We start from the raw sequence: 23,260 nt of genomic DNA, 5'->3' as shown, positions 1-23,260 counted from the left end.
TCGTTCGTGTGGGGGTGGGCGTGAGTCCACCCCCACACATCACACACAAGGGGGATAGCAAAGATGAGTCAGATTAACGGGCGGGTACTCGCGCTCGACATCGGCGGGACAAAAGTTGGCTGGGCGGTATTCGCTCATTCACACTCGCACCCTGATTCCTCTCATGCTCCCCTCACCCGCTCGGACCTGACCACTGTTGCCCGAGGCGTCATGCCAACGGAGGCTCCCAAAGGCGGAGCAGATCTGGCGCGTCGCCTCGTCGAACTGACGCAATCGCTGGTTGTCGAGCATTCGTGTGTTGGTGTAGCTATCGCTAGTGCGGGTGTTGTCGATCCAGAAACAGGCGCGATCATTTCGGCCACTGACACTTTGCCTGGATGGAGCGGTACGCCACTCGGTGGTCTTCTCCGCCATGCCACGGGTGTTCCTGTCTGGATTATCAACGACGTTCACGCTCACGGTTTAGGTGAAGCAACGATGGGTGCAGGTCGAGGCTGCGGCATTGTCGCCTCGATTGCCGTTGGCACCGGCATCGGCGGAGCAGTGATCGACAATGGCGAGATCAGTTTCGGTGCTCACAATCTTGCAGGGCATTTCGGACACGTCCACCATCACTTCGGCGCGGGTGTGCCCTGCTCGTGCGGGCGCAGTGGACATCTGGAAGCCTTCGCTTCAGGCTCAGGACTTGCCGCCTGGTACAACCAACGCTCCGACGTCGAAAAGGTTGCCGACGGTGCTCAGTTGCGTATGCGCGCCGACGCCGGTGATGAACTTGCTCGCTCTTGCTTCACTGAGTCTGCCTACGCCGTCGGCGAGGTTCTATCCTCCCTGGCGAACTGCATCGATCCGAACATCATCGTCGTGTCAGGTTCTGTGGCAAACAAAAATGGTGAGGAATGGTGGGATAGCCTTCGCGCCGGGTATGCCGCTGGGGCGATGGACGGGGTTTCATGCGTTCCCATTGTCGGCGGTGAACTTGGCGACGATGCGCCACTCCTGGGTGCGTATCACAACTTCATTGCCAGATCGCGTGACCATCATTCGCTCTAGCACTTCTTCCGTCAACAATAATCGCCGGTCTTTGGCCAGAATCGAGGAATCATGAATCCGCTTATTGAACAGCTTCGAGGCAAACTTGTTGTGTCCGTCCAGGCATACCCGGGTGAGCCCATGCGCAATCCGGAAACGATGGCTCAGATTGCCCGTGCTGCCGAAATCGGCGGTGCTGCGGCGATTCGATGCCAGGGTCTTGCCGATATTTCAGCGATTAAAGGTCGCGTAGAAATTCCCGTCATCGGACTGTGGAAAGAAGGGCACGACGGCGTTTTCATCACTCCGACACTTCATCACGCGCGCGCCTGCCGCCTTGCCGGTTCCGATATCGTCGCGATTGACGCTACCCGCCGCCCGCGTCCCGATGGTCGCACATACGGCGAAACCGTCGCTGCTCTTCACGATGACGGCACACTGGTGATGGCCGACTGTGGTTCCTTCGACGATGCAGTCATGGCGGTTGAAGCTGGTTCCGACATTATTTCCACGACTTTGGCTGGTTATACAGGCGAACGCGAGAAGTCTCATGGGCCAGATTTTGAGCTTTTGCGCCAAATGGTTGAGGCGTTCCCTGAGGTACCCGTGTTGTGCGAGGGTCGTGTACACACGCCTGCCGACGCTGCGGCGGTTATGGAGGCCGGTGCCTTCGCCGTCGTCGTCGGAACAGGGATTACGCATCCTACGTCGATCACACAGTGGTTTGTTAACGCCGTAGAAAATCGTTAATATCACCGGCGCGGTGCAGTTTCAGCGTATCTGAGGGGAGAAGCAAGATGATGAACATTGCTGGCCAGGCGAAACCGTATCTGGATCGCGAATTAGTGGCGCTTGTGGAAGCGAATCCGCCGTCGGTCAACTCTGACATTCGTGCTTGGCGGAAGGCGAGTGAAGCCGCCTATGTTGAACCGACGATGCCCCACGGCTTTAGCCGTGAGCAACGTGCTGTGCCCAGCATGACGCTTCCGCCAGCCGTCGGCGAACCTCACGACTCCCAACCGACGGGACGCGAAGTTGAATTGCGTGTGATCACGCGTCAGGGCGTTGCCCCCGGTGCAGTCTTATTTGTGATCCATGGTGGCGGGTATGTGGCAGGTCGCGCAAAATTTGAGGACGAGCGATGCTGCGAACTCATCAAGGAATTTGGTGACGATCTGTGGCCTGACGGCGAAAAAACACTTGTGACTGCGGCGCCTGATTACGCGCTCGCTCCCGATTATCCTCACCCCGCAGGACTTGAGGACACAGTGGCGACGTTGCGATATGTGCGTGGTGAATGGCCTGATGTGCCGATTATCCTCTACGGCGACTCAGCTGGTTCTGGCATGATTCGTCAGCTTCTTGCTCGGTTAAGTGAGGAGGAATTGAGTACACTCGCGGGCGTGATTGCACTTGAGCCGTGTCTGAGCCCGCGCATGGATACACCGTCTTTTAACACATACGCTGATGCCGTGACGTGGAGTGCTCAGGCTGCCCAATTCTCTTGGGACGCGTATTTCGGTTCTCTTTGTGATCGCAGTGTCATTGAGCCAGAAGTGACGCAGGTGAGCGAGGAATTTCCTCCGGTGTGGATCGCTGTTAATCCGGTCGATACCCTGCGTGACGAAGGAATCGCTTGGTATCTGTCTCTCGCCGACGCCGGGGCAAACGTTCAGTTGCATGCCTTTCCTGGCACATTCCACGGGTGGCTTGCTGGACTTGGTACGCGCTCGTGGGAGCGCGTCAAGGAGTCGCTCAGGCCATTTATTGCTGAGGCGATTGCTCGGCACTCGGCTGGGTGAGCCGAACCAAAATTTCAGGAAGCGTTCGCACAAGGAGTTCCGTGTAGTTCGATTTCCCACGCGTCAGCGCTTGGGTGATCGAGCGTTCAGCCATCGCCAAAATAACTTGGACGGTATCGGCAGTTGACAGTGTCGTTCGTCGGCCAATTGCTGCCAGTCGAGTATCAATGACCTCAGCGAGTTGTCGAGCAAAAGTGTCTGCGCCTGCTCGAAGCGGGGTGTCCTTATTTTCTGAACGTGCCAGATAGGTTGAAAACTCTGTCAGAAGGAGCGACGTTTCCCGAGTTAGCGGGATCGCCTCGACGATACGTTGGCCGAGTTCTGCCAGGCGAGCCAGCGTTTCGGCGTCGTCGGCGTGTGATCCGGTGTGGGTGTGCGCCGGGGAGTCGAAAGCATCGGAAAGCGCATGAAGAATACGTTCCCACTGCTCACTTGCCAGGGTCTGAACGAAATGATCCATGTCGCGGAAGTTGGAATAGAACGCTCCACGCGTAAATCCGGCCTTTTTCGTGATGTCGCCTACTGAGGTGCCAAGTATCCCGTGAGAAGCGATCAATTCTTCACCGGCTTTGAGTAGACGCATTCGAGTGTGGAGGCGCCGCTCAGATAGTGTGCCCTCGAGAAGCCGCTCCATTGCACTTTTTCTGGCAGATTCGGCCACCTTGTCTCCTTCATGTATTTCCTGACGTCGGGGCAATATGCGCGCTGCAACGCCGGGGTGAGGTCAGATCACCCCCGGGAGCAAAGTCTATCCCATCACTTGATACATAGGTGTATTGAAACGATTGGATACAGGGGCGTATCGTGTTTGCTAGTTAATCGAAACTAGGAGAAATTCACTCATGATGACCCGGATGAAGGGGCCTCGTTTGGCCACAGCGATTGTGTTGATCGCGGTTTTTGTGATTCCGCTACTTTACGCAGGATTGCTGACGATGACGTACCAAAACCCTACTCATCGTCTTGACAAGATCGTGGCTGCGGTCGTGAATGAAGACCACCCCTACACCGCTACACTCATCACGGGAAAGAGTGAGGAGCTGGATCTCGGTAAGGAACTCACCCAAGCACTCATTGAGCCCAAAGCGGGTGAAGAAGTGGGATTCACCTGGAAAAAGATGAGTAAGGCTGACGCTGAACGTGAAATGACACGTGAAGGTGTGCGAGCTATCCTCTACATTCCATCGGGATTCACGCGTGAGGTTGCGCGTGTGGGTGGAAAAGACCTGGCGACGGCCTCTCGTCAGCAGCTGCGTCTCGTGACCGACGACGGTGTGAATTATTTGGCTGGAACGTTGGCTAAGTCTGTTGCCTCTCAGATGACTGAGCGTATCAACGCTCGAGGTGCGAACCGAATTCTAGGACGCGTCCTGCTCAGCATTGATGAAATCCGTGGTGGCATGGCGGATGCGAGCAAGGGGGCTTCCACACTTGCCGACGGCGCTGGGCGCCTCACCGTCGGGGTTGGCGATCTTGCTCGTGGCTCCGTCAAGCTCGAAAATGGGTTGACAGTATTGCGCAACGGTACGAAGAAAGCGGCAGACGGTTCCGCGCAGCTCGCTGTCGGTGTAGACAAGCTGGACGGCGGTATCGTGCAAGCGTCGCGTGGTGCATCGCAACTTGCTGATGGAGCCGGGCAACTCACAACCGGTACTGGCAAATTGAACGGGAAAACGAGCGAACTCGCCTCTGGCGTTGGGAAATTAGCCGATGGATCCCATGCTCTTGCTAGTGGCGTGCATACCTATACCGACGGTGTAAGCCGCGTTGGCGTGGGGGTGTTAAAGATCTATAACAACTCGATTGTCGGAGGGGATAAACCGTCGTTACCTCAAGCGCTTTCCCGGCTCAAGGCAGGTATCGGAACTGCAAATGATTTTTCCGCGTCGGATCCTTCTTCTGCGTCAAAATCTTTGGCGGGTGGTATCGCAGCCCTTCAAGCAGGGATTGGGCAACTTTCGGCTTCTTTAGTGGATGGTCCGCAAACTCTTGCTGGGGGTGCGCAAAGTCTTGCGGAGGGTTCTCAAAAACTTTCGGCTGGTATTAACGGTGACGGTGAAGAGACTCTTGCTAAGGGAAGCGATGCTTTGGTTGCAGGGGTAGAAAAACTCTCAGCAGGTGTTCACGGCATCGATACCTCGAAGCTCGCCCAAGCAGTTCACGGGAGCGCTACTTTACAAAAGGGCGTGAACGACTACGCCGGTGGTGTCGATAAACTTGCAAAGCTTTGCCAGTTAACTGCGGACAAGAGTCCAGTGTGTGCTGGCGTTTCGCAACTTGCAGCGAAGAGTGGGGAACTTCGAACCGGCTCAACTCAGCTTGCCCAAGGACTTGCTGAAGCTGGGAAGGGAATGAGCCAACTGGGCGCACTCACTGAGGGTATTGATGAGTTGCTTGCTGGTGCCAAGAAACTCCAAGTGGGGATTACGCAAGCGGGTATAGGTGCATCTGCTCTGGAACAAGGTGCAAACAAGCTCTCTGCCGGTGCTACAGCTGCGGGCGACGGCGTAAAGAAGCTATCCGCTGGTGCTGACCAGCTTGCGTTTGGAGCTGCCAAGTTGGGTGGGGGAGTCCAGCAGATTGCAGATTCTGTTGGAGATTTTCGCTCGACTGATCAAACGACCCTTGCGGGTGCGTTGAATGCTCTGCGCCTCGGCGTGTCTGAGCTGACAAATAAATCTGGTGAATTGCGTTCAGGTGCCGACCAACTCCACGGTGGCCTGGGGCAGCTCAATGGAACAATGCCTGTTCTCAAGGAAGGTGTCGGCGTTCTCAGGGAGGGGGCTTCGCGTCTGAACTCAGGTGCGGGTACGCTCTCAAGCGGTTTGGAGAAGTTGAAGTCGGGGTCAGCGCGTGCTGCTGGTTCAGCTACGGAACTTGCGAACGGCGTCGGAGCTTTAGCTCGGGGAACGTCGGACGCCGCTAACGGCGCCTCCACGCTCGCCGAGGGGGCGAATAAAGCTCAATCTGGTGCATCACAAATCAGCAATGGATCAACGAAACTTGCTGATGGACTGTCGCAAGGGGTCTCGAAGATCCCCGATCTGACACAGACCGAGCGCAACACTGTCGCGGATACCGCGTCAAGTATTGTCAAGGTTGATCCGATCCGTTCGCACAGTGTTGCCAATGACGGCGCGGGCTTCACCCCGATGTTCATGTCGCTGGCGCTGTGGATCGGCACAATCGCCCTCTTCCTTGTGCTTCCTGCCTTGGATAAGGATATGGGGCCGAAGCGATGGGTTGCTGCTGTCATGCGGCCGGCTGTGACTGCTACTTTGATTGCGATTGTTCAAGCGACACTGATGATGGTGATCGTCAACTGGATGGGCGAGCTCCATGCAGTCAATATTGCCGGCCTGACGGCGTTGGCGATCTTGTCATCGATCTGTTTCATGGCGGTGAATCAGGCGTGTGTGGCAGCTTTTGCTTTCCGTGGACGTTTCCTGTCAATTGTGTTGTTGTGTCTGCAAATCACCACGATGGGTGCCACCTTCCCTATCGAAACTGCTCCGGCATTCTTCCGGTGGGTACATCCGCTCCTGCCGATGAGTGATACGCAGCTCGCATTCCGTTCCATGATTGCTGGTTCGGGAGTGGATGGCATTGTGGGTCGCACGGTGCTGGTTCTTGTGTTGTGGACGGTAGTGGCATTTGGAATTTCATTGTTCGCTTCGAAAGTCCGCCTTTCTCGACGAGCCGGTCTTCCTGCAGACGAGGCCCTCGCTCCAACTGCGGCGTAGGAGTGTAGAGGAATTGACGGGGGGCGGTGTCGCCAACATGTGACAGCTTTGTGCTTCACAAGTGGGACACCGTCTCCCCGTACATTTTGCGTAGATTTTTCGACCGATGTCGGTGAGCGGCTCGGTCACGCAAAGGTTGAGAAAACTTTGTAAAAATAGTGTAACGCTGGGGTTTTTTACTTTTTCTTTAAAGAAAAGAAAAGAAAAAACGTGCAACGTGACCGATGTCACCACCTTGTTGTCTATCTGTGTTGAATGTCAGTTGGGCCACATGCCTAGTATGGATGCGTTCGAGGTGGACGCGTTTTCCTCCGGTTAATGTCCCCAAGTTGGGAACCGGAATGCGCGCCCATAAGCGCAATCCCGCGCGATCAATGTGGATCGGAGGAACCCGTGTCAACAACTGAAGTTCCCACCTACACACCGGAAGAAGAGAAGTACGTCATCCGTAATAAGGAAGGCGTTCCCGTCGGCGTGAAGCCCCACAACAAGTGGACTCCCGCCAAGATCGCCCTCTGGGTGGCCATCTCCCTTCTTGGTGCTACGGGCTGGGCAATGCTCGCAATTATTCGTGGAGAAGAGGTGAACTCGATCTGGTTCGTGATCACGTCGATCTGTACCTATATGATCGGTTACCGCTTCTACGCCCTTTATATCCAAAAGAAGATCATGATCCCGGATGATCGCAACGCCACACCGGCTGAGCGAATCAACAACGGTCGCGATTATGACCCCACTAATCGCGTGGTTCTTTACGGCCACCACTTCGCTGCAATTGCAGGCGCTGGCCCGCTTGTCGGCCCCGTTCTCGCAGCTCAGATGGGTTACCTGCCGGGTACTTTGTGGATCATCTTCGGTGTGCTCGTCGCCGGTGCTGTTCAGGACATGCTGGTCCTCTTCTTCTCCATGCGCCGTGGCGGCCGCTCGCTCGGCAAGATGGCTCAGGATGAAATCGGCAAGATCGGTGGCGCAGTTGCAACTGTCGCCGTTCTGGTCATGCTCATGATCGTCCTCGCCGTTCTCGCGATGGTGTGTGTCAATGCCCTCGCAGAGTCCCCCTGGGGTGTCTTCTCCGTCGGCATGACCATCCCGCTCGCGATCTGCATGGGTCTGTGGCTGCGTTACATTTCGCCGGGTCGAATCACCGAAGTGTCGATCGCTGGCTGCATCGGCTTGGTGATCTGCATTATTGGTGGACGTTACGTCGCAGAGTCGTCGCTGGGTGCATACCTGCACGTGTCACCGACCACCCTCGTGATTGTCATGGTGATCTACGGCTTCTTTGCCGCAGTTCTTCCTGTGTGGGTTCTCCTGACCCCGCGTGACTACCTCTCAACCTTCATGAAGGTTGGCACCATTGCCATCCTCGCTCTCGGTATTGTGTGGGTTCGCCCCACCCTCGAAATGCCGGCCGTGACTGAGTTTGCCACCAACACTGATGGACCAGTGTTTGCTGGAACGCTCTTCCCGTTCCTCTTCATTACGATCGCTTGTGGCGCTCTGTCGGGTATGCACGCAACCGTGTCGTCAGGAACCACCCCGAAGATGATTCAGAAGGAATCCCAGGCCCGCATGATCGGTTACGGCGGAATGCTCATGGAATCCTTCGTGGCAATCATGGCTCTCGCTGCTGCAGCGTCGCTCAACCAGGGCATCTACTTTGGCATGAACACCTCCGCAAGCACTGTCGATAAGCTGGCCGGCACCGCCGTCGTCCAGCAGTACACTCCCGACGGCGATAAGACGAAGGCGAACCGTGAAGAAATCACGAACGTCGCTGTTCATAACCTCGGCGTGACCACCACCAAGGGTGAGAAGATCAACCCAGTGTGGCACACCTTCGACAAGGACGGCAACGAGATGACTGTTGAAGGTGCTGCAGCCCTCAAGCAGGTTGCCCAGGACGTCGGCGAACCGCACGTCGTCTCGCGTACAGGTGGTGCGCCAACCCTCGCCGTCGCAATGTCGAACATCCTCCACAAGGTCGGTGGCGGCACTGCGATGATGGGTTTCTGGTACCACTTCGCAATTATGTTCGAGGCTCTCTTCATTCTCTCGGCTGTGGACGCCGTGACCCGTGTGGCACGCTTCCAGGTCTCGGAAGCTTTGGGTGGAATCTGGCCGAAGTTCCACGATCCTAACTGGAAGTTCGGCGCATGGTTCTCCACCGCCGTCGTGGTCGCTTCGTGGGGCTCGTTGCTCCTGATGGGTGTCACGGATCCGCGTGGTGGCATCCAGACTCTCTACCCACTCTTCGGTATTGCGAACCAGTTGATCGCTGCTCTCGCGCTCCTGATCTGTGTCGTTGTGGTGGCACGCAAGGGCTTCGTGAAGTACATCTGGATTCCGCTGATTCCGTTCCTCTTCGACCTCGTGGTGACCTTCGCGGCTTCGTTCGAGAAGATCTTCTCCACCGACGCGAAGATTGGCTACTGGGAGCAGTGGCGCCAGGCACGTGCCCTTCTGCCGACGCTGACCGATCCGAAGGCTATCGAGGATACTGAGGCTGTTATTCGCAACACCTTCATCCAGGGCACGTTGTCGATCGTATTCGTCCTCGCTGTTGGCTTCGTTGTGGTGTGTGCAGCGATCCGCGTCTGGAAGACCATCTCAACCAAGCGCTTCACCAACTCTGAGGATCCGTTCCAAGAGTCGAACTTCTTCGCTCCGACTCAGCTCGTGGCATCGAAGCTTGAGAAGAAGATCGAGGCTGAGTACGCAGTGGTTGGCGATCCGGATCTGATTCCTGGCATCAAGAAGCCGCACGGCCACTGATATCAGTGCTACTGTTTCGTCAAGAGGAAGGTGAAGTGATGGGTGAAGCATTGCCAAGACTCCGTGAGGGGTTAAAGAAAATAGGCTACATGTGGCGCTCCTTTACGGGTGAGGCGGCTTACGACCGCTACCTCGAACGTCATGCGCGGTGTCATCCTGACCATCCTCCGATGACGAAACGTGAATTCTGGCGGGATCGCGCGGACTGGGACGAGAACAACGTCCAAGCGCGCTGCTGCTAAGCAAAAGGTGGGGCCGGCTCTGAGCCGGCCCCACCTTCGTCTATCTGCTACCACCCCAAATCTATTGTCACTGCACTAATCAATGGTCATCTCAGCGTGACACTGCGCTGATAAAAATATCTTTCTGGAGGTCAGGCAAAAACCTGGGTTGTGGCCTGGGTTTTTGTTTGTGTGGTGGGGTTTTGTGGGTGTTGGGTGGGGTGGTGTGTGGTGTCAAGTGGTGGGTGTGTGTGGTGGGTCTCTGGTGGGTTTTTTGTTGGTGTGGTGGGGGTTTTGGGTGGTGGTGGGGTGGGTCACGTTGTTTTGTTTTGACGTGGGGTGTGTGGGGGTCTAGAGTATTTACCTGTCGCCGGGAGCGTGTGGGTTTCTGGTGGTGCTGGTTTTCTGGCGGGTTCTGGTTTCTGGTTTGACTGGTTTCTGGGGTTTGTGGTAGGCTGGCTTGGTTGCTTCTTCGGGGGCTGGTCTTGTTTGTGGGGCTGGTTGTCGGGGGTGAGTGTGTTGTTTGAGATCTCAATAGTGTGTCAGCTTTTTATGTCTGGCCTGGATTGAGCATTTTGTGTGTTTGGTTTGGGTTGGTTTTTGTTTGGTCTGGCTGGGCCTTTTGTGGGTTTGGTTGGGCTGTTTTTTATGCCAGTTTGTCTGGTTTTTTGGGGCCTGTTTGGGCTTTCTGGATTATTGATTGGGGCCGCATTTGTTTTGTGGTTTTGGTTTTTGTTTGGAGAGTTTGATCCTGGCTCAGGACGAACGCTGGCGGCGTGCTTAACACATGCAAGTCGAACGATGAAGCTGGGAGCTTGCTTTTGGTGGATTAGTGGCGAACGGGTGAGTAATACGTGAGTAACCTGCCCCCTTCTTTGGGATAAGCCTGGGAAACTGGGTCTAATACTGAATATTCTGCGTCTGCCGCATGGTGGGTGTTGGAAAGGGTTTTCTGGTGGGGGATGGGCTCGCGGCCTATCAGCTTGTTGGTGGGGTGATGGCCTACCAAGGCGTCGACGGGTAGCCGGCCTGAGAGGGTGACCGGCCACATTGGGACTGAGATACGGCCCAGACTCCTACGGGAGGCAGCAGTGGGGAATATTGCACAATGGACGCAAGTCTGATGCAGCGACGCCGCGTGGGGGATGAAGGCTTTCGGGTTGTAAACTCCTTTTAACACTGAAGAAGCGTGAGTGACGGTAGGTGTTGAATAAGCGCCGGCTAACTACGTGCCAGCAGCCGCGGTAATACGTAGGGCGCGAGCGTTGTCCGGAATTATTGGGCGTAAAGAGCTCGTAGGCGGTTTGTCGCGTCTGCTGTGAAAGATCGGGGCTTAACTCCGGGGCTGCAGTGGGTACGGGCAGACTAGAGTGCGGTAGGGGTAGCTGGAATTCCTGGTGTAGCGGTGGAATGCGCAGATATCAGGAGGAACACCGATGGCGAAGGCAGGTTACTGGGCCGTTACTGACGCTGAGGAGCGAAAGCATGGGGAGCGAACAGGATTAGATACCCTGGTAGTCCATGCCGTAAACGTTGGGCACTAGGTGTGGGGCCTTTTCCATGGGTTCTGCGCCGTAGCTAACGCATTAAGTGCCCCGCCTGGGGAGTACGGCCGCAAGGCTAAAACTCAAAGGAATTGACGGGGGCCCGCACAAGCGGCGGAGCATGCGGATTAATTCGATGCAACGCGAAGAACCTTACCAAGGCTTGACATGCACCGGGATCATGCAGAGATGTGTGAGTCTTCGGACTGGTGTACAGGTGGTGCATGGTTGTCGTCAGCTCGTGTCGTGAGATGTTGGGTTAAGTCCCGCAACGAGCGCAACCCTTGTCTTGTGTTGCCAGCACGTTATGGTGGGGACTCACGAGAGACTGCCGGGGTTAACTCGGAGGAAGGTGGGGATGACGTCAAATCATCATGCCCCTTATGTCTTGGGCTTCACGCATGCTACAATGGCTGGTACAGAGGGTTGCGATCCTGTGAGGGTGAGCGAATCCCTTAAAGCCAGTCTCAGTTCGGATTGGGGTCTGCAACTCGACCCCATGAAGTCGGAGTCGCTAGTAATCGCAGATCAGCAACGCTGCGGTGAATACGTTCTCGGGCCTTGTACACACCGCCCGTCACGTCACGAAAGTTGGTAACACCCGAAGCCCGTGGCCTAACCTTTTGGGGGGAGCGGTCGAAGGTGGGATTGGCGATTGGGACGAAGTCGTAACAAGGTAGCCGTACCGGAAGGTGCGGCTGGATCACCTCCTTTCTAAGGAGCCTTTTCTTCCTGTTTTTGTTGATGTTTGGGGAGAGCCTTCATGTTTTTGTGGGGGTTGGGTTTTCTAGTGGAATGGGAAGCTGGCATGCTGTTGGGTTCTGGGGTAACACCTGTGCTGCCTGTGATGATGATTGCCGTGTTGGTGGTTGTTGTTGTGGTGTTGGTGTGGTGGTTGAGAATTGTATAGTGGACGCGAGCATCTTTTGGTTTTTTGTAAGTGTTCAAGGGCGTTCGGTGGATGCCTTGGCACATGGAGCCGATGAAGGACGTTGTTGCCTGCGATAAGCCTCGGGGAGTTGGCGAACGAGCTGTGATCCGAGGGTGTCCGAATGGGGAAACCTGGCCAGAGTTGTTTCTGGTGACCGCTGCCTGAATGTATAGGGTAGTTGGGGGTAACTCGGGGAAGTGAAACATCTTAGTACCCGGAGGAAAAGATATTCTGTGAGTAGTGGCGAGCGAAAGCGGATGAGGTTAAACCGGTTGTGTGTGATAGCCGTCGGGTGTTGCATGATCGGGGTTGTGGGACCTGCTGGAGAGGACCGACGTTCTCTTGGCGAGTGAGAAACTGGTGGCATAGTCGAAGTTGTTGGGAAGCAATACCGTAGAGGGTGAGAGTCCTGTAGATGAAATGTTGCTGGCTCGTTGTGGTGTTCCCGAGTAGCACGGGGCTCGTGGAATCTCGTGTGAATCTGCCCAGACCACTGGGTAAGCCTAAATACTCTGTGTGACCGATAGTGGATAAGTACCGTGAGGGAATGGTGAAAAGTACCCCGGGAGGGGAGTGAAATAGTACCTGAAACCGGACGCTTACAATCCGTCAGAGCCTTCTTGGTGGGGGTGATGGCGTGCCTTTTGAAGAATGAGCCTGCGAGTTAGTGGCATGTAGCGAGGTTAACCCGTGTGGGGTAGCCGTAGCGAAAGCGAGTTTTAAAATGCGTTGTAGTTGCATGTTCTAGACCCGAAGCGGGGTGATCTACCCATGGCCAGTGTGAAGCACGTGTAAGAGCGTGTGGAGGCGCGAACCCACTTCAGTTGAAAATGGAGGGGATGAGCTGTGGGTAGGGGTGAAAGGCCAATCAAACTCCGTGATAGCTGGTTCTCCCCGAAATGCATTTAGGTGCAGCGTCGCGTGTTGCTTGGTGGAGGTAGAGCGACTGGATGGCTGATGGCCCTTACCCGGGTACTGACGTCAGCCAAACTCCGAATGCCATTAAGTTCAGCGCGGCAGTGAGACTGCGGGGGATAAGCTCCGTAGTCGAGAGGGAAACAGCCCAGACCGCCGGTTAAGGCCCCTAAGCGTGTGCTAAGTGGGAAAGGATGTGGAGTTGCTGTGACAACCAGGAGGTTGGCTTAGAAGCAGCCATCCTTGAAAGAGTGCGTAATAGCTCACTGGTCAAGTGATTCTGCGCCGACAATGTAGCGGGGCTAAGTACACCGCCGAAACCGTGGCAAACTTTTTTTGTTTGGGTAGGGGAGCGTCGTGCGTGAGGTGAAGCAGCACAGGTAACTGGTTGTGGATTTCGTACGAGTGAGAATGCAGGCATGAGTAGCGAATGACGGGTGGGAATCCCGTCCGCCGAATGACTAAGGGTTCCAGGGCCAGGTTGTTCCGCCCTGGGTTAGTCGGGTCCTAAGGCGAGGCCGACAGGCGTAGTCGATGGGCAACCGGTTGTTATTCCGGTACCGGCGAAGGACCGTCCAATGCTGAAGCTTGTGATACTAACCATCCGATCCGTGCTGGTCTCTTTCGGGAGTCTGGTGTTGGTGAGCGTGGGATCTGAACTTGTGTGTAGGTAAGCGTGTTAACAGGGGTGACGCAGAGTGGTAGCTTCCGCGTGGCTAATGGCTTGCCACGTTTAACAGTGCAGCCTGTTTCCTAGGTAAATCCGGGGGACGTGTAGGGTGAGGCTGGATGATGACCCATTATTTTTGGGGAAGTAGAGTGATCCTGTGCTGCCTAGAAAAGCCTCGACGCGAGGTCCGAGCCGCCCGTACCCTAAACCGACACAGGTAGTCGAGCAGAGTATGCTAAGGCGTTCGAGAGAATCGTGGTTAAGGAACTCGGCAAAATGCCCCCGTAACTTCGGAAGAAGGGGGGCCTGATCCTTGAAGCCTTTTTCTGGCTAGGGGTGATGGCCGCAGAAACCAGGGAGAAGCGACTGTTTATCAAAAACACAGGTCCGTGCGAACACGTAAGTGGATGTATACGGACTGACGCCTGCCCGGTGCTGGAAGGTTAAGAGGAACGGTGAGACATTTCGGTGTCGAGGCTGTGAATTTAAGCCCCAGTAAACGGCGGTGGTAACTATAACCATCCTAAGGTAGCGAAATTCCTTGTCGGGTAAGTTCCGACCTGCACGAATGGCGTAACGACTTCTCCACTGTCTCAACCGCGAACTCGGTGAAATTGCATTACGAGTAAAGATGCTCGTTACGCGCAGAAGGACGGAAAGACCCCGGGACCTTTACTATAGCTTGGTATTGGTGTTTGGTACGGCTTGTGTAGGATAGGTGGGAGACTGTGAAGCATGCACGCTAGTGTGTGTGGAGTCGTTGTTGAAATACCACTCTGGTTGTGCTGGATGTCTAACCTTGGACCATGATCTGGTTCAGGGACAGTGCCTGGTGGGTAGTTTAACTGGGGCGGTTGCCTCCTAAAATGTAACGGAGGCGCTCAAAGGTTCCCTCAGCCTGGTTGGTAATCAGGTGGCGAGTGTAAGTGTACAAGGGAGCTTGACTGTGAGACTGACAGGTCGAGCAGGTGCGAAAGCAGGAACTAGTGATCCGGCGGTGGCTTGTGGAAGCGCCGTCGCTCAACGGATAAAAGGTACCCCGGGGATAACAGGCTGATCCTGCCCAAGAGTTCATATCGACGGCATGGTTTGGCACCTCGATGTCGGCTCGTCGCATCCTGGGGCTGGAGTAGGTCCCAAGGGTTGGGCTGTTCGCCCATTAAAGCGGCACGCGAGCTGGGTTCAGAACGTCGTGAGACAGTTCGGTCCCTATCCTCTGCGCGCGTAGGAAACTTGAAAAGGGCTGTCCCTAGTACGAGAGGACCGGGATGGACGAACCTCTGGTGTGCCAGTTGTTCCGCCAGGAGCATGGCTGGTTGGCTACGTTCGGAAGGGATAACCGCTGAAAGCATCTAAGCGGGAAGCCTGCTTTAAGATAAGGTTTCCAGACACCCCTTTGTGGTGTGTGAGGTCCCCTAGAGATGATGGGGTTGATAGGCCAGACGTGGAAGCCCGGTAACGGGTGGAGCTGACTGGTACTAATGGCCAACCACCTACAAGTAAACAATGTTAATAATTGATTCTCGCGTCTTCTATACAATTCTGGACCACCAGACACACACACTCTTGGGGGTGTGTGGTGGTGTTAGTCCGCGTGTTTTGACGGTGGCGATAGCGGTAGGGATCCGCCCGGTCCCATTCCGAACCCGGAAGCTAAGCCTACCAGCGCTGATGGTACTGCACTCGTGAGGGTGTGGGAGAGTAAGACACTGCCGTCATTAAACTTCAGGGTGTGGCCCCCACACAAACCATTTCCTAGTCCTGGTAACAGGACCAGGAGGTTTGGGTGGGGGCCACACCCACACCCACACAAAATGCACAAACGCTCATGAATACGTCCTTCGACAACACCCGCCTCCATCGAAATCAACTGAGCTTGATTGCTTTAGTGATCATTGCGAATATCGCTGAGTTTTTCGATATGTTTCTTATCGGCTTTGTGGTTGCGTTGTTGAGTCGTGAATGGAGTCTCAACGGTTTTCAGGCGGGTATTATCCTCGCGTGCTCTGGCCTAGGTACGGTGCTTGGTGCAATTTTATGGGGCAGGCTTGCGGATTCTCTCGGGCGACGTCGCTGTATGGCGTGGTGTATTAGCCTACTTTCATTCTTCACCATTCTTTCGATCTTTGTTCCTCACCGTGGCTGGGCTCTCCTTGCAGTGTTACGTATCGCAGTTGGTGCAGGAGTGGGCGGATTGAATATTGTGTCGATTCCCTACGTTGCCGAATTCGTGCCGTCCCGACGTCGTGGCATATTGGCAGGATTAAGCTCAGTTTTTATCCCAGCAGGTTTGTTTCTTGGCGGGGTTCTTCAGGCAGCTGCGGGTGACAACTGGCGGCTTATGCTGGCAGTTGGCGGCTTTCCAATTTTTCTTTTAGTGTGGTTACTGCTTGTTCCGGAGTCGCCTAAGTTCCTTATCTCGCAGGGGCGTTATGGAGAGGCGCAGCGGGCGTTGAAATGGGCTTTCATGCCCGATATTCCGTTTCACGTGGAACATGGTTCCGTCCTTCACTCAGGAAATCGTGATGATCGACTGGTTCAGTCTGTTGGCTCAGGAGTCCATCTCCCTGTGAACGCAGGACAACAGACAGACTCCTTGGAGAACTCCAATGGCCCCGTTTATGCTGGCCCGTACGCGCAGCTGTGGCGTTTCCACGGTCGGCAAGTCCTCATTGTCTCGGTCGGCACATTCTGTTTCATTCTCGGCTCTTTCACAATCCAGTCATGGGGTCAGACAGTGCTCCACGAGGGGTTCGGACGGGACGTGCATTCAGTCGCCCTCATTTTCATGCTTTTGTCATTGGGTGATCTGTGCGGGCGCTTGTCTGCTGCATGGCTCGCTGATCGTATCGGACGGCGGGCCGTGATGATGAGTTTCGGTTTCCTCGGCGGATGTGGGTGCGCTCTTGCGGCGGGTGCGGCTACGTCCACCGCGCCCGCCGCATGGTGGTGGTTCACAGCAGGAATCATCATCGCGATGCTGTTTGGAGACGGAGCGTTCGGAATTCTTAATGTATTCGGTGCTGAACAGTTTCCTACCGCAGTCCGTGGCACTGGGCTTGGTTTGAGTTATGGTCTTGGCGCGACGGCGAAAGTAGTGGGGCCATTGCTCTTCGGCGGACTCATTGGTGTTGGCCAGGCGAGTGGAGCCGAATTACGGGCAGCTGTCGTTCCGGCATTTTTAATTTTTGCTTGTGTGTTGATTATCGGGGGAGCAGTTTATCTTTTCGCGCGCGAGACTCGTGGCGTTGATATTGACGCCCTGTAGTGGCAGAGATCCACAAATTGCTCTTAACGCGAACCTTGATGCATGTATCACCTTCGGACCGTAGGCTGGAAGTGACAGCAACCGAATGGAGGAACCATGGGATTCGAAGAAAAGGCTGACGCAAAAGCAACAGAGCTTGGTGGTAAGGCGAAAGAGGCTCTCGGCAACCTCACTGACGATAAGGATCTGGCAGCCGAAGGAAAAGCTGATCAGGGCGAAGGTAAAATCAAGGAATTTCTTGCTGATTCGCAGGACAAGCTTGAGGAAGCTGCTGCCACAGTGAAAGAAGGCGCACAGCGCGTGAAGGATAAGATCTTTGGAGAAAAGTAAGCTCTCGTAATAAAGGTGGCAGTACATGGCTTTGCTATGTACTGCCACCTTTTTCTGTCCTGAATAAATGGAATGTCATTTCGGCTTATGGGCCAGATGGAGCTAAGGCTCGTACGTTGCGGTGGCGTAGCCAACAGTTTTGGCAGCTTTGGCCAACATCCTCGCTCATCAACGAGATCCATTACGTTGTGCTTGTAGACGGGATCTCCCTCTCACACAAACTTGTCTTTTTGATTGCCTGTTCCAAGATACACGTCTTAGGTCGGCATGTCGCCAAAGCAGGCACAACGCGTGGCCTGGTAGGCTCACCTATTCGAACGCGCCAACCACCAAGCCAGCCCCTAAGAACACATCGAGCAATGGGGGCACCGCAGTGAACTGGACCGACTTCTACCACAACAGCACCTGGTACGAAACCTACTAAACCAAAACCAACACATCTTAGCCTATAAGCCTCAAAACACGCTTTACTGACTCAGATTTTCTTTCTTGCGCTTAATAAATATATAGACGGCCAATATGAAAATTTAACGCACGTTTTCATTCTTACTCATATTTCATTGAAATCTGATTATGTTTGCCTAATTTCCTGAGTTTCACCCGAAATGCGATAATGATTATTATTTAACCTATACATATATCTATACGATTCAGGTGAATAAGGAGCACGTGTGCAGTTTCAAAAATCCGGCCATGCTTTGAAAAAATCGAGGCGATGGTTGAACATTGAGTGGCGTATATTATGCGCCCTTTTGATGGGGTTGGTGCTGGTGATTACACCTTGGGCATCCACCGCTCAGGCTGAACAACGCCCTGTTGCTACACAATCGACAAAGATTGGTGCAGAGGCCAAACAAGCAGATGCAAAACAAAACATCGAAGAAAACATCGCAATTTTACGTGCGGGACATACCGATGCGCTTTCTGTGGTAGAAAACGGCGACGGAATCTCTATCGTGACAAAAGAAGATGTTTCCACGCCAGGAGCACCCACATATCACAATCCCGCTCGAATGGTTTTCTTCGTTGACCACGCTCAATACACCAGTGCGACAATGAAATTGCCACAAATTAAAAGTTCAGGATATTACTTACCTGAAAGCATTAACGGAAATACAAATATTCTGTGGCCAGGCTGGGATTCATTAGCAATCGCGCGACTCAAGCCACAAATGATTAAGTATCGGGTCACCCAGATCGATGCACCATCACCTGTATTCTTATGGAGCAATGGCGAATTCGGCTCAATGAAGAAACTTGCAGATGATTGGAAACTCGCTAAGGGATCCATCATCACACAAAATGAGCCAGCACATCAGCACGCAAACTGGCTTTTCTCGAAAAAAGGGGTATACCGAATTACTTTTGAAGCAGAAATTGAAACTGCTTCTGGGAAAATGGTAAGTGAGCCTGCCACATTAACGTTTGCAGTGGATACTGATCCCTACCCTGTCGCGCAGAAAAATGCTGAGCAACTCGCAAAGTTACACGCTGGTGTTGTCGGGGCAAACCCCGTAGTGAAGATAACTGATATCAACAAAAATGTGACAAAAACACGAGAATCCGCGCCCACTCTTGGCAGTTCTTCGTCTTTAGGTAACGCAGGAGCAAAGAGCCACCCGTCGAGTCCGGCTGGTATCGTTACTCAACTGGTCGAAGAATGTATTCCAACCCCGATCACTGTTAATGTACCAGCCAAAACGCAAACTCAAAGAACTTCTGTTTCATATGGTTCACATGTGATCAGGCAAAATACTCATGTGCATCCCAATTGGGTTTTCACAAAACCTGGCACATACAAAGTGCAGATCGCACAAAGTGCGAAACTTCGCTCGGGTTCCTCTGTTCGTACAACGGGAACTTTGACCTTCAACGTCGGTGGCAGTGGGAATGCAAATTCAGGACATTTCGATATTGGAACTACAGCTTCTGCAAACGCAATCCGTATGCTTGTGAAAGACGATCGAACACAACCAGCGCGGTGGGTTGATCCTTCAACCCTTGTTTTTGGTGTCGGTAATGCTGCACGCACACAAGCCCCTAAGGGTATTGAATTTGTTGCAAAAGCAGGACAACCAATATGGGTAATTTCCTCGGCACAAGTGAGCGGCGTACCCTGGGTGGGCGCAAATACGATGCATCCAGACCTCGTGAAATACACGACTGGCGAAGTGACGTGGCAACTGCAAAATGTCACTGGGCCAGGAGATGTTGCAGTATTTGAATCTGGAAACTTTGGGGAAATCGGCAGACGATGGTTTAACGCTACAGGCTCAGTTATTGAGTCGAACTCCCCGGCCTTCACCCAAACGGTGCGGTATGAAGGACGTACACCAAACGGTGAACTCTGTGATCTCAGTGCCGCACAACTTTCGGCACTTGCTGCCAATGGCAAACTTGTGCAAACAGGGGCAACGGTGACCCCGCTCATTGCGATCGTTGTTATCGTGCTGCTGATTGGCGTGGCGTTTGTTCTTCTGAGATGGCGTTTATATTCGCGGCGTTCAGCGGAGCAAGCGGAGCAAAGTACGGCAGGTTCGGGCTTAGATCCCTCAACACCAGCAGGAGAAAATCCAGTTCGCGCGGCATCGTCAAATCCGGGAACGTTGCCAGAACAAACTTCACAACAAATAGATTAATTGGACGGCATAGTTGCAGATAATGAAACAAAAGAACATTCAGAAAAGGTGGACAGTTGATGCGTAGCGTGAAAGATATTCTCCACAGTGGCACCAAAGTCACATCTTTATTTACTGTCATGGGTAGCGCACTAGCGTTGAGTGCTTCGCTCCTCGTACCGTGCCAAATTGCACAAGCGGCGACAACCTCTGGTACCGGCGTCGGGGAAAGTGAACAACACACGCCAGAACACAAAGTAGGAACCCCGGGATACGGCGATATGGTTCCAGCAAACTTGAGGGTTCCTGCCAACTCGCCCGCCGCGCTGGCCGGTGCAATTGCTGACAGTGCGGGCATGGTTCCTCATGTGTGTGCGGGAAAGAAACTCTTGCATCATTCACACGTCGATGCAGCTTACGCTACGAAAATTGGTGGAAACCTTGCGATGACAGTGGTTGATGGAAGCTATGTGGTCCCTGATTCCTCAACGGTTTGTGTCCGCTTAGCTCCAGATGCACGAGTATCTGATGGAAAAGAAGTTTCGCGGTATCAAATTCCAACCAATCCAGCCTACTCTTTCCTTGGAAAAGCTGGAGATATTGTGTGGAATGCTCCCCAGGAACAAATTGATAATTGGCGTCCAGTTTGGGCAGGTGTGGGAGCCTTTGATACCGAACACGAGCTTGCACAGCCAACAGGTATCCGTTTGAACGAGATTCGTATTTCTATCGCTGCAGATAACGGTCCAGGTAACGTTCACGTGTGGCGTACTGAAGGAGGCGGTGCGGTAAAGCGTGGTTTGGATTCGACGGAGCCAAATAAAGTGCTGCGTATTGAACAAGGCTTCCACGGTCACTGGAACTGGACTTTTACCAAAGCAGGCGTCTACAACGTTGGATTGAAAGCGGCTTACACGCCGACCCAGGCTCCAAATACTGAAGTTACTTCACCCGAGGCGCGAATTACGTGGCTCGTTGGCTCAGATGAAGAAGTAGGACTGCCGCAAGGCACAACTACAGGTGTGAATCCAATTAAAATCCCGACGGGGACAAAGGCTCCTGCCACTAATGCAGGCAACACCGCAGGGAAAACCCCGGACACCGAGCCACAGAAAAATAATGGATCTGATGTGGCAAAAGACGCCGACAAGCTCACGCCTGAGCTAGCTGAAAAGCAGATGCTTGATATTGTGCGAAATCCGCGTTGGCTTCCAACACCGCAAAAACCTGACGCCCTTGCCATGAAAGGTGAATTTGCTACGGTTGAGCAAAACGGAAAGCAAATTCAAAAAACGCAACTGACCATCAGCGCTTCAGATGGTTCCGTATTCAAGAACGATCCGGTATTTCTTGTCCCTGATTCGAGGCGAGAAAACACGGATGATGGGGTGCGCTGGGTGCTTGGAGCTAAAGATCCTAATGGTTCTTTGACACTGGATACCACAGCAATGGAGATTGATAAGCTTGACCAGCCGGTTATTTTATCCAAGGCTGTCTTTGAAGGACCAAAGAACGGTCGATATATTCTAGGCTCGGTTGAAAACGGTCAATTTACTCAGCTTTTTGATACAGCGACAGATCCGGTTCGCACACTTTTCAATAAAAGTGGACGGCTAGAACTGGCTCATATTTTCACTCAGCCAGGTTTTTACCATGTGAAAATGGATTTGGAAGCTTACGCTAAAGCCGGGAATAAATCGTACTCTGGGCGCGATTTCTATTTCGCCGTCGGGGATGTAACGATTTACCAGTTGCAGCGCATGATTTGTGAACGTGATACGCCTGGACAGTGCGCAGATATTAAACTTCCGCAAGAGCCTTCATCAGAGAAACCTGATGCTGGAAACAGCGGCACCGCTACGGGCGGAGAAAATTTGGAAGGGGAAAATGCGCAGGGCGGGAAAGCCCCGAAGGGCGCTGCCACTCAAGATTTAGCAAATCTCCACATTATTCGTCACGGTCATATTGATCAGGCTGCCGCATTCGACGGAAAAGATCTGCGAGTTTTTGCAAACGATGGTTCGGATCCGGCAAATGTCATCGCGCGTCAATCAGGAACTTTTGCTTTTGCGGTGCCTGAAAAGACTAAAAGAACAATTCCTGCAGATGCACCTGGCTATGAGGAATACGCCAAGGCATACCCTGAGGGCGTATGGGTGCTGCCCGAATCGCAAGAAGACGGCGTGCCCTGGGTGGGGTTCTCGACTGAAAAAGTTGATTACCGTTTACTTTCCTCTGATGGCGTGACGGTGAAACTGCGCAATTTCTCCGGACCAGGGAAAATGTTTACCGGAAACTTTGGTCTGCAAGACGGCTTCGTGAAAAAGCTCGATTCGCAAGACGAAAAATCGTTCATTAGCTATCCTTATCCAACTCACGATCACGAGGCAATGTACTTCACTAAGCCCGGAATTTACACCGCGGACTTAGTGTACGTATTGCACCTGTCTGATGGGACGCAGCGTGAGGCTGTTTTGGCAGTGACGTTCTTGGTGGGTGATGATGCGATACATCAAGCCGAAGTAGCCAGCAAAGCAGCCTCGCAGGATACTGGATCAAGCAAATCAGACAAACCAGGAAAATCAGGCAAAGATCAGGCTTCGTCCGTCGATCACAATGCAGATTCCACAGTGTTGGCGTCAACTGGAAAGAAATTGAGCATTGACGCCCTCGTAGCAAAGCTTAACCGGATTTCGCACAGCGGAAGAACGCCTTCCGATCCAGTTGTTGGAAGAAAAGGGTCGCCTAGTAGCTCTGCTGCGCAGGCGCAAACTGCGAAGTTTGCGCAAACAACTCAAAACCACCAAAAAGCGGGGAAGGCCCAGCAAAAAAGTGCTTCAGCGAAAGCAAAGTCAATGTTTGTTCAGCAGAAAAATAATCTTCTGCCTGTAACATCCGCTTTTGCAGGATCTGTGAACGACGCCGGTGCGGCGAATGTCGCAGCTAGTGCGAATGGCGCGGCTGGTAATCGTAGTACTTCAGGCAAGAGCGGTGCCAGCAATGGGGCGGATGGTTCCAGTACTGCAAGGGATGCAAGCCCTTCTTCACAAGAGACGGTTTCTCCTGATGCGTCCCCCGAATCATCATTCTCAGCTTCTGATGACAAGGCAACAGGAGATGTGCAGCCAGCAGATTCAGTTAATGCAAACGCACCGGATTCTCATGACGGTGGTGGACAAAATAGCGCTTCATATTGGCCGTATTTGATTGTGGCCTTGTGCGTTTTGTGTGCTGTAGGAGGATTTGCGGGAGGAATTTTCGCTAATAAGTTACAGCGTCGTCAGTAGCTTCTTTTGCGCCCAGATTTCTTATCTCTGGTGAGGAAAGAAATCTCGACATTGATAGAGGCGGTGAGCAGTTCAAAATGAATTGCTCACCGCCTCTATGAGAATGCTCAGATACTGATGACTCTTA

Annotated in this window: 11 protein-coding genes, 3 rRNA genes and 1 pseudogene; 14 read left to right on the top strand and 1 reads right to left on the bottom strand. The window is 53.5% G+C overall.

Going from position 1 to position 23,260, the window contains the following annotated elements:
* The first annotated feature begins 63 nt into the window (after nt 1-63).
* From P7079_RS07950 to P7079_RS07940, 3 genes are read left to right on the top strand one after another with little or no spacing between them, the layout of a single operon-like run.
* On the top strand, nt 64-1,050 hold the full coding sequence (locus tag P7079_RS07950; protein WP_278012706.1) for an ROK family protein: 987 nt from the start codon (nt 64-66) through the stop codon (nt 1,048-1,050).
* A gap of 51 nt (nt 1,051-1,101) precedes the next feature.
* Nucleotides 1,102-1,779 (top strand): N-acetylmannosamine-6-phosphate 2-epimerase, encoded by a 678-nt coding sequence (locus tag P7079_RS07945; protein WP_278012705.1) that lies wholly within the window; start codon nt 1,102-1,104, stop codon nt 1,777-1,779.
* Between the two features lie 47 nt (nt 1,780-1,826).
* Nucleotides 1,827-2,831 (top strand): alpha/beta hydrolase fold domain-containing protein, encoded by a 1,005-nt coding sequence (locus P7079_RS07940; RefSeq protein WP_278012704.1) that lies wholly within the window; start codon nt 1,827-1,829, stop codon nt 2,829-2,831.
* Here the strand turns inward: P7079_RS07940 and P7079_RS07935 are convergent.
* Nucleotides 2,794-3,492: a TetR/AcrR family transcriptional regulator gene (locus tag P7079_RS07935; protein ID WP_278012703.1), complete on the bottom strand. Its 699-nt coding sequence runs from the start codon at nt 3,490-3,492 to the stop codon at nt 2,794-2,796. The two genes, P7079_RS07940 and P7079_RS07935, sit on opposite strands and share 38 nt — an antisense overlap.
* 181 nt (nt 3,493-3,673) lie before the next feature.
* Between P7079_RS07935 and P7079_RS07930 the strand changes: the two genes are divergently transcribed.
* The 11 genes and pseudogenes from P7079_RS07930 to P7079_RS07885 all read left to right on the top strand — a co-directional run bounded on the left by P7079_RS07930 (nt 3,674) and on the right by P7079_RS07885 (nt 23,133).
* A complete protein-coding gene (locus tag P7079_RS07930; RefSeq protein ID WP_278012702.1) occupies nt 3,674-6,574 on the top strand; it encodes a YhgE/Pip domain-containing protein in 2,901 nt (966 codons plus the stop codon).
* Between the two features lie 393 nt (nt 6,575-6,967).
* Complete coding sequence (locus P7079_RS07925) at nt 6,968-9,349, top strand: carbon starvation CstA family protein (RefSeq protein WP_278012701.1); 2,382 nt, start codon at nt 6,968-6,970, stop codon at nt 9,347-9,349.
* 38 nt (nt 9,350-9,387) lie between these two features.
* The gene (locus tag P7079_RS07920; protein ID WP_278012700.1) at nt 9,388-9,591 is read left to right on the top strand and encodes a YbdD/YjiX family protein; all 204 of its coding nucleotides are present in this window, start codon (nt 9,388-9,390) and stop codon (nt 9,589-9,591) included.
* Nucleotides 9,592-10,303: 712 nt separating this feature from the next.
* Nucleotides 10,304-11,828: ribosomal RNA gene (locus P7079_RS07915) — 16S ribosomal RNA — on the top strand.
* Nucleotides 11,829-12,048: 220 nt separating this feature from the next.
* Nucleotides 12,049-15,131: ribosomal RNA gene (locus P7079_RS07910) — 23S ribosomal RNA — on the top strand.
* 100 nt (nt 15,132-15,231) lie between these two features.
* Nucleotides 15,232-15,348 (top strand): 5S ribosomal RNA (rrf, locus tag P7079_RS07905).
* The 16S, 23S and 5S rRNA genes sit together here, the layout of an rRNA operon.
* 110 nt (nt 15,349-15,458) lie before the next feature.
* Complete coding sequence (locus P7079_RS07900) at nt 15,459-16,898, top strand: MFS transporter (RefSeq protein WP_278012699.1); 1,440 nt, start codon at nt 15,459-15,461, stop codon at nt 16,896-16,898.
* A 96-nt stretch (nt 16,899-16,994) separates the two neighbouring features.
* Nucleotides 16,995-17,228 (top strand): CsbD family protein, encoded by a 234-nt coding sequence (locus tag P7079_RS07895; RefSeq protein WP_278012698.1) that lies wholly within the window; start codon nt 16,995-16,997, stop codon nt 17,226-17,228.
* Nucleotides 17,229-17,305: 77 nt separating this feature from the next.
* Nucleotides 17,306-17,521, top strand: a pseudogene (locus P7079_RS08510) (IS256-like element ISAod1 family transposase); the annotation flags it as partial.
* Nucleotides 17,522-17,899: 378 nt separating this feature from the next.
* The gene (locus P7079_RS07890; RefSeq protein ID WP_278012697.1) at nt 17,900-19,867 is read left to right on the top strand and encodes a choice-of-anchor M domain-containing protein; all 1,968 of its coding nucleotides are present in this window, start codon (nt 17,900-17,902) and stop codon (nt 19,865-19,867) included.
* Nucleotides 19,868-19,926: 59 nt separating this feature from the next.
* Nucleotides 19,927-23,133 (top strand): choice-of-anchor M domain-containing protein, encoded by a 3,207-nt coding sequence (locus P7079_RS07885; protein WP_278012696.1) that lies wholly within the window; start codon nt 19,927-19,929, stop codon nt 23,131-23,133.
* Nucleotides 23,134-23,260 lie beyond the last annotated feature (127 nt).

Origin of the sequence: Arcanobacterium canis (assembly GCF_029625435.1) — a bacterium.
Taxonomy (GTDB): Bacteria; Actinomycetota; Actinomycetes; order Actinomycetales; family Actinomycetaceae; genus Arcanobacterium; species Arcanobacterium canis.
The sequence above is the reverse complement of the archived record's forward strand: the minus strand, read 5'-3'. Positions and strand labels throughout refer to the sequence as shown.

Bases quoted from the DNA above. Each gene is read 5' to 3' on its own strand.
- P7079_RS07950 (WP_278012706.1), top strand. From the start codon at position 64: ATGAGTCAGATTAACGGGCGGGTACTCGCGCTCGACATCGGCGGGACA.
- P7079_RS07945 (WP_278012705.1), top strand. From the start codon at position 1,102: ATGAATCCGCTTATTGAACAGCTTCGAGGCAAACTTGTTGTGTCCGTC.
- P7079_RS07940 (WP_278012704.1), top strand. From the start codon at position 1,827: ATGATGAACATTGCTGGCCAGGCGAAACCGTATCTGGATCGCGAATTA.
- P7079_RS07930 (WP_278012702.1), top strand. From the start codon at position 3,674: ATGATGACCCGGATGAAGGGGCCTCGTTTGGCCACAGCGATTGTGTTG.
- P7079_RS07920 (WP_278012700.1), top strand. From the start codon at position 9,388: ATGGGTGAAGCATTGCCAAGACTCCGTGAGGGGTTAAAGAAAATAGGC.
- P7079_RS07900 (WP_278012699.1), top strand. From the start codon at position 15,459: ATGAATACGTCCTTCGACAACACCCGCCTCCATCGAAATCAACTGAGC.
- P7079_RS07895 (WP_278012698.1), top strand. From the start codon at position 16,995: ATGGGATTCGAAGAAAAGGCTGACGCAAAAGCAACAGAGCTTGGTGGT.
- P7079_RS07885 (WP_278012696.1), top strand. From the start codon at position 19,927: ATGCGTAGCGTGAAAGATATTCTCCACAGTGGCACCAAAGTCACATCT.